This window comes from Micromonospora sp. NPDC023869, assembly GCF_055559695.1.
In genome coordinates, this window is sequence record NZ_JBVHKD010000016.1 from 1 (window position 1) to 13070 (window position 13070).

General features: G+C 72.8%; 12 protein-coding genes. 6 read left to right on the forward strand and 6 right to left on the reverse strand.

Annotated elements, in window-relative coordinates; all coding sequences use genetic code 11:
• Nucleotides 1-195 precede the first annotated feature (195 nt).
• Nucleotides 196-546 carry an STAS domain-containing protein gene (locus tag ACZ31C_RS29340; RefSeq protein ID WP_465798040.1) on the forward strand — a complete coding sequence of 117 codons (351 nt, stop codon included), beginning with the start codon at nt 196-198 and terminating at the stop codon, nt 544-546.
• A gap of 102 nt (nt 547-648) precedes the next feature.
• Here the strand turns inward: ACZ31C_RS29340 and ACZ31C_RS29345 are convergent, their stop codons facing one another.
• From ACZ31C_RS29345 to ACZ31C_RS29355, 3 genes are all read right to left on the reverse strand, one after another.
• A complete protein-coding gene (locus ACZ31C_RS29345; RefSeq protein WP_465798041.1) occupies nt 649-1029 on the reverse strand; it encodes an FKBP-type peptidyl-prolyl cis-trans isomerase in 381 nt (126 codons plus the stop codon).
• A 165-nt stretch (nt 1030-1194) separates the two neighbouring features.
• On the reverse strand, nt 1195-1755 hold the full coding sequence (locus ACZ31C_RS29350; protein WP_465798042.1) for a hypothetical protein: 561 nt from the start codon (nt 1753-1755) through the stop codon (nt 1195-1197).
• Between the two features lie 77 nt (nt 1756-1832).
• Nucleotides 1833-2606, reverse strand: coding sequence for a helical backbone metal receptor (locus ACZ31C_RS29355; protein ID WP_465798043.1), 774 nt, complete (start codon nt 2604-2606; stop codon nt 1833-1835).
• 78 nt (nt 2607-2684) lie between these two features.
• Between ACZ31C_RS29355 and ACZ31C_RS29360 the strand changes: the two genes are divergently transcribed.
• Together ACZ31C_RS29360 and ACZ31C_RS29365 are read left to right on the forward strand one after the other, a co-directional pair.
• A complete protein-coding gene (locus ACZ31C_RS29360; protein WP_465798044.1) occupies nt 2685-3593 on the forward strand; it encodes a PDDEXK family nuclease in 909 nt (302 codons plus the stop codon).
• Between the two features lie 267 nt (nt 3594-3860).
• Nucleotides 3861-5138: a hypothetical protein gene (locus ACZ31C_RS29365; RefSeq protein ID WP_350697267.1), complete on the forward strand. Its 1278-nt coding sequence runs from the start codon at nt 3861-3863 to the stop codon at nt 5136-5138.
• Between the two features lie 72 nt (nt 5139-5210).
• Here ACZ31C_RS29365 and ACZ31C_RS29370 read toward each other — a convergent pair whose 3' ends face one another.
• Nucleotides 5211-5555, reverse strand: a complete 345-nt coding sequence (locus ACZ31C_RS29370) for a histone-like nucleoid-structuring protein Lsr2 (RefSeq protein ID WP_350697268.1) — start codon at nt 5553-5555, stop codon at nt 5211-5213.
• 266 nt (nt 5556-5821) lie between these two features.
• On the opposite strand from ACZ31C_RS29370, the gene lon reads away from it, so the two are divergent.
• Nucleotides 5822-8158, forward strand: coding sequence for an endopeptidase La (gene lon / locus ACZ31C_RS29375; RefSeq protein ID WP_465798045.1), 2337 nt, complete (start codon nt 5822-5824; stop codon nt 8156-8158).
• Between the two features lie 252 nt (nt 8159-8410).
• Here the strand turns inward: lon and ACZ31C_RS29380 are convergent, their stop codons facing one another.
• Both ACZ31C_RS29380 and ACZ31C_RS29385 read right to left on the reverse strand, forming a co-directional pair.
• A complete protein-coding gene (locus ACZ31C_RS29380; protein ID WP_396747488.1) occupies nt 8411-10108 on the reverse strand; it encodes a DEAD/DEAH box helicase in 1698 nt (565 codons plus the stop codon).
• 105 nt (nt 10109-10213) lie between these two features.
• Nucleotides 10214-11101: a hypothetical protein gene (locus ACZ31C_RS29385; protein ID WP_465798046.1), complete on the reverse strand. Its 888-nt coding sequence runs from the start codon at nt 11099-11101 to the stop codon at nt 10214-10216.
• A 133-nt stretch (nt 11102-11234) separates the two neighbouring features.
• Here ACZ31C_RS29385 and ACZ31C_RS29390 point away from each other — a divergent pair, with 133 nt between their 5' ends.
• Nucleotides 11235-12398 (forward strand): sensor histidine kinase, encoded by a 1164-nt coding sequence (locus ACZ31C_RS29390; RefSeq protein WP_465798047.1) that lies wholly within the window; start codon nt 11235-11237, stop codon nt 12396-12398.
• The gene (locus ACZ31C_RS29395; protein ID WP_396747496.1) at nt 12395-13000 is read left to right on the forward strand and encodes a DNA-binding response regulator; all 606 of its coding nucleotides are present in this window, start codon (nt 12395-12397) and stop codon (nt 12998-13000) included. Before ACZ31C_RS29390 ends, ACZ31C_RS29395 begins: the two co-directional genes overlap by 4 nt.
• Nucleotides 13001-13070: the final 70 nt, after the last annotated feature.

Genomic DNA, 13070 nt, shown 5'->3' on the forward strand with positions numbered 1-13070 from the left:
GCACACCCTGCACTGGTCATACTGGCGGCGAACATCCCAAGCCCAAGCCCGACGATCCCACTACCAGCGCAGACAGGCGAAGTGACGTTGGAGTACTAGGGTGGATACTCCGGGCCTGCGGGTCATGCCCTGGGCTTACCCGGAACCCCCTTTGTGCAGGGTGTGAGTGTCGGTGGTGCGGGATAGGTTCGACTCATGCCAGAGCGCGAGGAGCGGTTCCACGTGGAGACCACGGTCTTCGACCACGCGGTGTGCGTCCGCGTGGTCGGTGCCGTCGACATCGCCACCGTCGCGGCGTTCCGCGCGGCCCTCTGGGCTGCACCGGCCCGGCCGGAGCTGCGGGTGGATCTCTCCGAGGTGCGGGTGCTCTCCGCCGCCGGGGTGCGCACGCTGATCGCGGCCCGGCTCTGGGTGCGGGCCCAGGGCGGCCAACTGGTGCTGACGGACCCGCCGCCGGTGGTGGAGCGGGTGCTGCGTGCCACCGGCCTGCGCCGGGTCATCCCGGTCGTCGGCTCGTGCTCCGAGCGGGTGCTGGCCGGCGTGTGACGCCGCGACGGCGGGTTCGCCTGCCGGAGCGTGCGGTGGTCGGCGTGCGACGCCGACCGCGCGTCCGGCGCCGGGTACGGGGGCCGGCGCCGGACGCGGCGCTCAGCGGACGCCGAGCAGGTCGACCACGAAGACCAGGGTCTCGTTGGGCTTGATCACGCCACCGGCGCCCTGGCTGCCGTAGCCCAGGTGCGGCGGGATGGTCAGCTTGCGCCGCCCACCGACCCGCATCCCGGCCACGCCCTGGTCCCAGCCGGCGATGACCCGGCCACCGCCGAGCGGGAACTCGAAGGCGTCCCCCCGGTTCCAGGAGGCGTCGAACTCGGCGCCGGTGGAGTGCGAGACCCCGACGTAGTGGACGCGGACGCGCTGGCCGGCCTGGGCCTCGGGGCCGTCGCCCACGGTGATGTCCTCGATCACGAGGTCGGCGGGCGGGGCACCCTCGATCGGACCGATCTCGGGCTTGCTCGCTGCCTGGTTCATGCGGATTCTCCTGTGACGTCGGTTCTGGTCAGCACAATCCTGCCGGATGCTACGCCAGCGGTGCCCGTCGCACGCGTCACGACGGCCCGGGAGCACCCGGGCCGTCGTGACGGCGGGCGGCACCCGCAGGGGTGACGCCCGCCGTGTGGGGAGGGAGGTGACAGGTCAGCGGAGCCAGGCGAAGCGCTGGACGATCGGCAGCCGGGCCCAGGTGCGGCCGAGGCCCCAGGTGTCGCCGGCGTTGGTCACCGCGAGCAGCGCCAGCACCCCGGCGTAGACCAGGTGGTCGTCCATGAAGGGGTTGTTCGCGGGCAGCAGGGCCGCGGTCCACATCAGCACCAGCAGCAGGCCACCGGCGACGGCGGCGACGCGCACCCCGATGCCGAGGATCAGGGCGGTGCCGATCGCGGCCAGACCGATCATGAACAGCCAGTCGGCCCAGACCGCCCCGGCCATGCTCTGGTAGAAGCCCTCGAACGGGCCGGTGACGCCGAAGCTGAGGAAGCCCTTGGTGGGGCTGCCGCCGTTGATCCAGGCGTTCTCGCCCTCGGTGGCGAACCCCAGGCCGAACAGCTTGTCCACGAACGCCCAGAGGAAGATCCAGCCGAGTGCCAGCCGCAGCCCGGCGAGCAGGTAGCGGGTGACCCGCCGCCGGTCGGCCTGCTCCCGAACGGTCTCGGCGCCCGGGGTCCTGGCGGCGGTGTTCCGCTCGGTCATCGCGGTCATGATGTCCACGTCCCTTCTCTGCTTCGCACCGCTGTCCCGGTGACACCTCCATTGGACGCCGGTGGGACCGGGTGCGGTCAGGGCCGACCGGGCCCGGACCGGACGGGACCTTCGACCCCTTCCGGCCCGGGCCGTCTGACCGGGGTCGCCAGTTGACCGGCCAGCACCGAGGGGGCCTCGGCCAGCGACGGGCCGTACCAGGTCAGGTGCCGACCGGAGAGCAGCGCACACGGTACGCCCGGAAATGCCTCCGGCCCGTCGTCGGCGGTGAACCGGTACGGCTCGTCCGGCAGCACCACCAGGTCGGGTCCGGTGGCGCGCAGCTCGTCCAGGGACGGTCGCGGATACCGTTCCGGCTGCCCGGCGTAGAGGTTGGCCACGCCCAGCCGGCGGAGCACGTCACCGGCGAAGGTGTCGGCGCCGAGCACCACCCAAGGACGCCGCCAGACCGGCACCACCGCACGGTGCCGCACCGACGGAGTCGGAAAGTTGGACCAGGCCCGTCGCGCCGCCGTCAACCACTCGGGTTCCCCCGACGCGCCCAGGTCACGCAGCAGGTCGGCGAGCTCGGTCAGGGCGGTGTCGACCGTACGCGGATAGGTGACCCGGACCGGCACCCCGGCGGCGGCCAGCGCCTCGGCGTCCTCGCGCCGGTTCTCCTCGACGTTGAGCAGCACCAGGTCCGGCCGCAACGCGCGCACCCGGTCCAGGTCGGGGTACTTGCTGCCGCCCACCCGGGGCACGTCCAGATCGGCCGGAGCGGTGCACCAGTCGGTGGCTCCGACCAGCAGACCCGGCAGGGTCACCGCCACCGCCTCGGTCAGCGAGGGCACCAGGGACACCACCCGCATCCGTCCACCTCCTCGCCTCGGGCGCGGTCGGCCACCGTCGTGGCGGTCATCGCGGGCCCACCGGGGGAGCCGCCCGGCATGATCGTCATCCTAGACTCGGTCGGTCGGCGGCAGGATTGGGTGGATACGACGATGACCGGTGGCGACGCGTGGCTGTCGACGGTTCCGGCCGGTGGGCGTACGCCTGTGCTGGCCCGCGCGGGACAGCGGGTGCACGCCGCCCCGCGTCTCGGTGACGTGATCCGGCGCCGCCCACCGGGGCTCACCGCCAGCCAGTGGAACACCGCCGCGCGGGTGGTGCTCGACCACGTGGTCTGCGCGGACGACACCGGCCTGCCGCAGTTCGCCGTCGAGTTCCGGGAGCCGGCGCCGGACGCCGCCGCCCGGCGGGTGGACCGGATCGTCGAGGCGGTCACCGCCAGCGTCGGCCTGCCGCTGCTGCGGATCGGCTCGGCTACCCTGCGCGCCGTCGACCACGGTCCGGGCATCGTCGGGTACGTGCTCGACGCCCGCCGGTACGCCGACGGTGCCGCCGGGTCGGACGTACCCGCCATCGGGTTCCGCGACATCGTCGGCCGGCTGCCGGACGGGCGCACCGGCGCGGTCAACGACCTCGGCGCGCTCGCCCGGGCCGAGGCGGTCGAGGCGTACGTGGCACGGCGACTGGCGGATCCGATCCTGCGCGGGCTGCACGTGCGCTGGGCCGACGGTCCGGTCGAGGGGTGGAGCTGGGTCGAGGTGGGTCCCGGCGAGTTCCTGGTGGAACGGGTCGTCCTGCGGACGTACCGGTTCTCCTGCGGTGTCGATCCGGCACGACTGGCCGAGGACCTCGCCGCACTCGCTGTCGGTGAGCGTCTGCGCACCCTCGATACGGAAACTCCCGACGTGATAGGTCGTGCCGATCTGCTCGACGACATCCGGCGACTCGGGCAGCGCCGCGACGAACTCGTGGACGGTTTCGCCTACGACCATCTGCACCAGGTCTGACCTGCCCCGGAGCAGTGCGCTCCGGGCCGCCGAAAAAAAGTCCACCTTCTTTTGAACTCCCGCCACGGCGGGGCCGTACCTCACCGGGAATGGACAGGATCTCCCCAACCCGCGCCGGGCGGCGCGGGAGACGGTGCGGAAAGGGCATCGTCGTCTGTCGACGTGCCACCGGTGCGTTCGAACGGCCTCCGTCGAGCGCGCCACCACGATTCCGTTCGGTCCGTCGAGTCACGCGTCAGGTACCGGATCGAGAAGGAGAGCAATTCGATGCGCAGGTCCACCCGGTCACGCAGACCATCAGGTAACACGCGGACCAAACGACTTCTGGCGGTTGGTGCCACGCTCGCCGTCTTCGGTGGCGTCGTCGCCGTTACCCAGATCTCGTCGGCCGGTGACCGACGGCCGAACAAGCAGCAGACCCGCCCGATCTCGGCCGAGTGTGTGGAGCCCAGCCCGGGTGCGACCGCGCCGACCGCCCGTGGCGCCACCACCACCCGTACGTTCCAGAACGGTCGATGGGTGACCAACCACTGGGGTGACGGGCAGCAGTCCGTGGAGGAGTGCCAGGAGACCCGCAGCGGCAACGGTGGCGCGACCACCGGTGCCTTCGCCGTGGCCTGTCCCGACGTGGTCAGCCGCCTGCCGCAGGTGCCCGACCGGGCCCGCGCCGAGGTGGACCGCAACCTGGCCCTGCTGCAGACCCAGATCACCGAGGCCGACCAGCGCCTGGCCGCCGAGGGCAACAAGGGCCAGGCGTTCATCCGCAACGCGATCCTCGACCCGCTGGCCAGCAAGCGGCGGGCCACGCTCGACCGCATCACCATCTCCATCGACCGCTTCGGCCCCCGGCCGCGCGGCCTCGCCGGTCTGGCCGCCTGCCAGGTGCAGCCGGTGAACAACAACAACGGTGGGAACAACGGCGGCAACAACCCCGACAACGGTGGGAACAACGGCGGGGGCAACAACAACGGCGGCAACAACGGCGGGGGCAACAACAACGGCCTCGACGTGCTGGCCAACAACTGCAACAACAGCCAGCTCCAGCCGCACGACGGCTTCCAGAACGGCAACCGCTGCATCAGCACCGCCTTCGGCGAGGTCGGCTCGGCGGCGAACAACCCGTCGCTGCTGATCACCGAGTTCCCGCAGCAGATCAACCGCAACGAGGGCTTCTCGCTGCGGGTCAGCACCCGCAACCTGGTCCGGGACCGGTTCCTCCCGGCCGGTCAGGGTGGCTACTACCTGGAGAGCTCGCTGCTCAACGGTGAGGGCCTGACCCGAGGCCACTTCCACACCGCCTGCCGGATGCTGAACAACACCGACGAGGCGCCGGCGGCGGATCCGGTACCGGCCTTCTTCGTGGCCACCGAGGACGGCGGCGGCGGTCGCCAGCCGGACAGCGTGGTCATCCAGATCCCGGGTCTGCCGGACTCCGGCACCGCGCAGTGCGCGGTCTGGGCCGGTGACGGCTCGCACCGTATCCCGATGTCGGAGCGGGCCAACCAGACCCCCGCCTTCGACGCGGTGCGGATCCAGGTCAACTGACCCGAAACGACACGCGGGCCGTCCGGAACGAGGTTCCGGACGGCCCGCGACGTTGTGTGGCGACGCCGCTGTTCAGCGGTTCTTGTACGCCTCGACGACCTCGACCGGGATACGACCCCGCTCGGAAATCTTGTAGCCGTTGCTGACTGCCCATTCCCGGATCGCGCGGTTCTGCTCGCGGTTCATTCCGGGGGCCGCAGCGGTGACCCGACGCGGACCGCGACCGGTGTCGGTGCTGCCGCGTCCAAGCCGTCGGCCCGCATTGATAAACGGATCCAGCGCCTTGCGCAGGACTCCCGCGTTCTCGTCGGAGACGTCGATGGTGTAGCTCACGCCATCCAGGCTGAACTCGACCGTCCGATCGGCCTTTCCGCCGTCGAGGTCGTCAGTCAGCACCGTGATTACTTTTCTCGCCATCGTCGATTACTCCCTGTGTCTGGCGGGGTGTGGTCAAAGTTTGACTCATCGCCCGGCAATTGCGCAACAAAAGCCCCTGCTTGCCGGCTCTCGCGTTTTGCGCCGCGCGTAAATCCCGATTACCCGGCGTTCCCGCGGTCGGTACGGATGTGTCGGCGTCACCTCAAGGTCGGGGTGGTTCGTGTGCTGGGTCACACCGTGGAACAACGGTGGCGCGCGTCGACTTGAGTCAGACACGCTCAACTCAATGCGATAGCAGGTGTTCGATGGCAACTCTTCCGGTACTCCCACTGACCGACGCGGTACTGCTGCCCGGCATGGTCATCCCGGTGACCCTCGACCCGACCACCCAGGCCGCCGTCGACGCGGCCCGCGCCACCGGCGACCGCAGGCTGCTCGCCGTGCCCCGCCTCGACGGCGAGTACGGCTCCGTCGGCGCGATCGCCACCATCGAGAAGGTCGGTCGGCTGCCCAGCGGCGAGCCCGCCGCAGTCGTCCGCGGCCTCGCCCGCGCCCGTATCGGCTCCGGGGTACCCGGGCCCGGCGCGGCGCTCTGGGTCGAGGCGACCGAGATCGACGAGCCCGCCCCGGCCGGCAAGGCACGGGAACTGGCCCGCGAATACCGCGCCCTGGTGACCTCCGTGCTGCAACAGCGCGGCGCATGGCAGGTCATCGACGCGATGGAGCGGATGACCGACCTCTCCGAACTGGCCGACTCGGCCGGTTACGCGCCCTGGCTCACCCTGGCGCAGAAGACCGAACTGCTCGCCGCGCCGGACGTCACCGCCCGGCTGGAACTGCTCGTCGGCTGGGTCAAGGACCACCTCGCCGAGCAGGAGGTCACCGAACAGATCAACTCCGACGTCCGCGAGGGGTTGGAGAAGTCGCAGCGGGAGTTCCTGCTGCGCCAGCAGCTCGCCGCGATCCGCAAGGAACTCGGCGAGGACGCCCCGGAGGGCTCCGCCGACTACCGGGCCCGCGTCGAGTCCGCCGACCTGCCCGAGAAGGTCCGCGAGGCGGCACTGCGCGAGGTCGGCAAGCTGGAGCGGGCCAGTGACGCCTCCCCGGAGGCGGGCTGGATCCGTACCTGGCTCGACACGGTGTTGGAGATGCCGTGGAGCACGCGTACCGAGGACAACACCGACCTGGCGGCGGCGCGGGCCGTGCTCGACGCCGACCACGCCGGCCTGGCCGACGTGAAGGACCGCATCCTGGAGTACCTGGCGGTGCGCAACCGGCGGGCCGACCGCAACCTCGGTGTGGTCGGCGGGCGCGGCTCCGGTGCGGTGCTCGCCCTGGCGGGCCCGCCCGGCGTCGGCAAGACCAGCCTCGGCGAGTCCGTCGCCCGGGCGCTCGGCCGCAGGTTCGTCCGGGTCTCCCTCGGCGGCGTACGCGACGAGGCCGAGATCCGGGGCCACCGGCGCACCTACGTCGGCGCGCTGCCCGGCCGGATCGTGCGGGCGCTGCGCGAGGCCGGCTCGATGAACCCGGTGGTGCTGCTCGACGAGGTCGACAAGCTCTCCGTGGGGTACGCCGGTGACCCGGCCGCCGCCCTGCTGGAGGTGCTCGACCCGGCCCAGAACCACACCTTCCGTGACCACTACCTGGAGGTCGACCTCGACCTGTCCGACGTGCTGTTCCTCGCCACGGCCAACGTGGTGGAGGCCATCCCCGGCCCGTTGCTGGACCGGATGGAACTGGTCACGCTGGACGGCTACACCGAGGACGAGAAGGTGGCCATCGCCCGGGACCACCTGCTGCCCCGGCAGCGGGAGCGGGCCGGACTGACCGCCGACGAGGTCGACGTCGACGCCCCGGCACTGGCCCGGATCGCGGGGGAGTACACCCGGGAGGCCGGCGTACGGCAACTGGAGCGGGCCCTGGCGAAGGTCATGCGGAAGGTCGCGGTGGCCCTCACCGACGACCCGACGCCGGTCCGTGTCGGCGCCGACGACCTGACCCGCTACCTCGGCCGACCCAAGCACACGCCGGAGTCGGCGGAGCGGACGGCGGTGCCGGGCGTGGCCACCGGGCTGGCGGTCACCGGTGCCGGCGGCGACGTGCTGTTCATCGAGGCGACCAGCATGGACGGTGAGCCGGGACTGACCCTGACCGGTCAACTCGGCGACGTGATGAAGGAGTCGGCGCACATCGCGCTCTCCTACCTGCGCGCCAACGGCCGTCGGCTCGGTCTGGACCCGAACGCCCTCGCCGGGCGGCGGATCCACCTGCACGTCCCGGCGGGCGCGGTACCCAAGGACGGCCCCAGCGCCGGCATCACCATGGTCACCGCGCTGGCGTCACTGGCCAGCGGCCGACCGGTACGCCCCGAGTTCGGGATGACCGGCGAGGTGACGCTCTCCGGCCGGGTGCTGCCCATCGGCGGGGTGAAGCAGAAACTGCTCGCCGCGCACCGGGCCGGTCTGACCGAGGTGATCATCCCGGCCCGTAACGAGCCGGACCTCGACGACCTGCCCACCGAGGTCCGCGAGGCGCTGACCGTGCACACGCTCGCCGACGTCGCCGACGTACTCGCCCTGGCGCTGCGCCCGGCCGAGATCGACCCGGCGTCGCTGGGCGGTGAGGCGCTCGCCGCCGCCTGAACGATGAGCGCATGCACGGCGGCACGTAGGGCGGCACGTAAGGACGCATGTAAGGAGGGGGCCCTTGTTAACGCCTGCGGTAGAGCAGGGGTCCCCTACTAACACGAGCTAACACCAGGCACCGCCGACTGGCGTCATCCCGTGCGGGGTGGCGCCAGTCGCCGCATGTCAGGGCATGCCGTGGTGAGAAGGGCTCCCTGCTATACCGCAGGCGTTAACAAGGGGCCCTTCCTTACACCTCAGCCTTACACCTCAGCGGCGTTCGTCGCGGTCGCGGCGTACGGTGGCCTTGCGGCCCTTGATGGTGCTGCCGCGCAGTCCGGCGATCACCTCGTCGGCCACCCCGTTGGGCACCTCGACCAGGGAGAACCGGTCGGCGATCTCGATCGAGCCGATGTCCCGGCCCCGGATGCCGGTCTCCCCGGTGATCGCCCCGACAAGGTCCTGCGGGCGGACTCCGGCGCGCCGGCCCAGCCCGATGAAGACCTGGGTGGTGCCGCCGGTGCGGGGCCGTGCCGGCCGACGGTCACCCCGAGTGTCCTGGCCGGGCCGAGCGTCCCGGGTCGGACGGACCGCCACCTGCGGGATCTCCTCCTCGGCCTCGTCGGAGCCGGGCAGGGTCGCCTCGTGGGACAGCTTCACCGCGGCGAGCGCCACCTCCATCAGGTCGAACTCGTCGCTGAGCGTCTCCACGATGACCCGGAACGGCTCCAGGTCGTCCTCCAGCAGGCTCTCCCGCAGCGCGGCCTGAGTCAGTTCCAGCCGACGGGTACGGAGGTCGGCGACGGTGGGGATCTTGTCGATCGTGATGCGCTGGCCGGTGACCCGCTCGATGGTCTTGAGCATCCGGTGTTCCCGGGGCTCGGCCAGGGTGATCGCCACGCCCTCCCGACCGGCGCGACCGACCCGGCCGATGCGGTGCACGTACGACTCGGGTGCCGACGGCACGTCGTAGTTGACCACGTGGCTGAGCTGTTCGACGTCGAGTCCCCGGGCGGCGACGTCGGTGGCCACCAACAGGTCGGCGGTGCCGGAGCGCAGCCGGCCCATCACCCGGTCCCGCTGTTCCTGGCTCATCCCGCCGTGCAGGGCCTCGGCCCGGTAGCCGCGTCCGTTCATCGTCTCGGTGAGCCGGTCGACCTCCTCGCGGCTGCGGCAGAAGACGATCGCCGCAGTCGGCGACTCGACGTCCAGCACCCGGCCCAGCGCCGCCGGCTTGTGCGCCCGCGCCACCAGGTATGCGCTCTGGCGTACCCGGGGCGCCGCACCGGCCACCGGCTGCTCGCGGGCGATGAGGATGCGGACCGGGTCGGTGAGGTGTGCCTGGGCCATGCCCTCGATGCGCGACGGCATGGTCGCCGAGAAGAGGACCGTCTGGCGCTGTGCGGGGGCGTGCTCCAGGATCGCCTCGATGTCCTCGGCGAACCCCATGTCCAGCATCTCGTCGGCCTCGTCGAGGACGACCGTGATCAGGTTGCCGAGCCGTAGCGTGCCCCGGGCGATGTGGTCCAGCGCCCGGCCGGGGGTGGCCACCACCACGTCCACGCCGAGGTCCAACGCCCGCAGCTGGCGGCCGATCGGCTGCCCGCCGTAGATCGGCAGCACCCGGGCCCCGAGGTCCTTGCCGTACCGGTGGAACGCCTCGGACACCTGCACGGCGAGTTCCCGGGTGGGTACCAGCACCAACGCCAGGGGATCGCCGCCGGGCCGGTCGTCCGGCATCCGTTGCAGCAGGGGCAGCGCGAACGCGGCCGTCTTGCCCGTGCCCGTGGCCGCCTGCCCGAGCAGGTCACGGCCGGTCAGCAGGGTCGGGATCGCCTCCCGCTGGATCGGCGTCGGCTCCTCGTAGCCGAGCGCGGAGAGCGCGGCGAGCAGTTCGGGCCGCAGGCCGAGGTCCGTGAAGGCGGGCGGATCCATGGTCGCGTCGGGCGGTACGGGCGTGGAACTCATGGGTCAAGCCTTTCATCACGCCCACCCGGCCGCTGCGGCGACCACCGGCAACACGCGGTCGGGGCCCGCCGCCGGGTGGCGACGGGCCCCGCCGCAGGCCGCCGACTAGGCGGTGACCAGCGCCAGGATGATGGTGATCCCGAGGACCGCGTCGATCACACCGCACCACTGTGCGTAGGCGCGGGGCACCACCTGGCCGCTCCGGTGATGGATCACGTCCCAGCCCGCGTGGGCCAGCCAGCCGATCGCGACCAGCCACTGCCCGGCCGTGCCGCCGACGATCACGGCGAGCAGCGCCAGGCCCGACCAGCCGGCCAGGCCGACGAGCTGAAGCCGGAGAGCGCCCGGTACGCCCCACTGCCGCCGGACCGTACCGATGATCAGGTAACCGGCCGGCAGGGCCAGCAGCGTGTACGCGGCCAACGGCGCGGGTGAGCTCCAGGTGTCGGCGGTCATCAGCAGCGCCAGCCCGGCCGGCCAGCGCTGCGCCACCGCCCGTGCCCACGGGTGTTGCGGCGCGGCGCGGTTCGGGCGGTGCACGGCGTACTCGGCCCGGCGCCGCAGCACCACCGCCACCATCGCCGGCACCATCAGCACGTGCGCGCCCATCAGCAGGGCGTCGCCGTTTATCCACCCGGCCTGGTACGGCACCAGCAGCACCAGCACGGGCACGTACATGGCCAGGACCATTTCGCCGACGGCCGGGCCGGGATGTCCCCGGAACCACATCCAGACCGCCATGCCGATGCTCATGTCGGTGGCCATCAGCAGCGCCGCGACGCCGGGGGTGGCCGGGGCCAGCCCGAGCAGCCCGCCCAGGGCGGCGCGGGCCGGACCGAGCACCAGCATGCCGGCCACCATGGCCAGCGCCATCTCCAACAGGTGCCGGGCCAGCGGCGTCAGGCGCGAGTGGCGGACCGGCGTCGCCGGTGGCCCGTGGATCGTCGGGGTGGACGGGGTCGGTCCGCCGGGGGTGGCGAGGGCGTCGGTCATGACGTCGATCGTGGCGGCGCGCGGCGGCGGCGACAATCCGCGTTCTGTCCCCGGTCGGCCGGGCACGACGCCCGGTCGGACCGGGCGGAACGGGGGGTACGCCCGTGGGGTGGCGGGTTCTACCCTGACCGGCGTGGTGACGGACGGGACGGTGCCGGGCGGCGAGCGGACGCTGCGCCGGGCCCGGACGGCGACGATGGTCTCCCTCGCCTCCGGCATGGCCGCCACCCTGCTTCTGCCGGCCGTCGGCCTCGATCGGGAGCCGGACCCGTGGCGGGTGGCCTCCGGCGTACTCGCCATCGGCGCGTTCGCGCTGGTCCTGGCGGGGGCGGTGGGCGCGGCGCTGACCACCGGGTGGTCCGCCGCGCGGCGCCGACGGCTGCGGATCGGGTACGCCGCCGTCGCGGTGCTCGGCGTGCCGCTGGCCGCACCGGTCGCCGTCGGCGACTGGCCCACCTGGGCCTGGCTCGGGGCGGCGACGGTCGGCGGGGTGCCGTTGCTGGCGCCGCTGCGGGCGGCACCTCCGGCCACTGTGCTGGCGATGGTGGTCGCCGGGGCGGTGGCCGGGGTGACCGGTGCGTCGATCGGCCAGGCGCTGCTGGTCGTCGGCACCGCCGGCCCCGGCGTCGCGCTGGTGAACGGCTTCCAGGTGTGGTTCTGGGGGCTGCTGGTGCAGGCGGAGCGGGGGCGGGCGGCCCAGGCCCGGCTGGCTGCCGCGCAGGAGAGGTTGCGCTTCGCGGCGGACGTGCACGACCTGCTCGGGCACCACCTGACCGTGATCGCGCTGAAGGCCGAACTGGCCTCCCGGCTGGCCGACGCCGACCCGTCGCGGGCCGCCCGGGAAGCGGGCGAGGCGCAGCGGCTGGCCGCCACCGCGCTGACCGAACTGCGCCGCACGGTGCACGGCTACCGCCGGGTCGACCTCGGCGAGCAGGTGAGCGCGGTGGCGCAGGTGCTGCGGTCATCCGGCGTACGGTGCACGGTCGTGCCGCCCGCCGGTGAGCTGCCGCCGGAGGCGGCCACCCAACTCGCGGCGGTGCTCCGCGAGGCCGGTACCAACGTGCTGCGACACAGCCGGGCCGGCTGGTGCCGGATCGAGATCAGCCAGCGGGAGGACGAGGTGCGGATGACCGTGACGAACGACGGAGCGACCGAAACGGGGACGGGGACGGCGGACCGGCACAGCCACGGCCTGCGTGGGCTGTCCGAGCGGCTCGCCGGTGCCGGTGGGCGGCTGCGCGTCGACCGGGCCGACGGCGTGTTCACCGTCGAGGCGACCGTGCCGGCCACCGCATGATCCGGGTCCTGCTCGCCGACGACGAGGAACTGATCCGTACCGCCCTGGCCGCCCTGCTGGAGCTGGAGGCGGACCTGACGGTCGTCGCGCAGGCAGCCGACGGGACGGCGGCGGTCAGCGCCGCTCTCGCCCACCGACCCGACGTGGCCGTGGTCGACCTGACCATGCCCCGGCAGGACGGCTTCGGAGTCGCCGCCGAGTTGTCCCGGGTGCTGCCGGACTGCGCGGTGGTCATCCTCACCGGGCAGGGCCGCCCGCCGCACCTGGCCCGCGCGCTGTCCGCGGGAGCGCGCGGTTTCCTGCCCAAGGGCGCGCCGGGCGGGGCGCTCGCCGACGTGATCCGCCGGGTGCACGCCGGTGGCCGGTACGTCGACCCGGCGCTGGCGGCCGACGCGCTGACCATCCCGCCGTGTCCGCTGACCCCGCGCGAGCTGGAGACGCTGCGGCTGGCCGAGGAGGACGCCCCGGTGGCCGTGATCGCCCGCCGGGCTCGGCTCTCCCCGGGCACGGTACGAAACTATCTGGCCCTCGCGGTGCAGAAGCTCGGTGCGGACAGCCGGGCGGAGGCTCGACGGATCGCGCGGGACAACGGCTGGCTGTGACCGTTTCGTCCGCGAGCGGTGACGCTGCCGCTGGTCCACGCGGTCTCGCCCGGCCTGGTCCCCTTCGGGG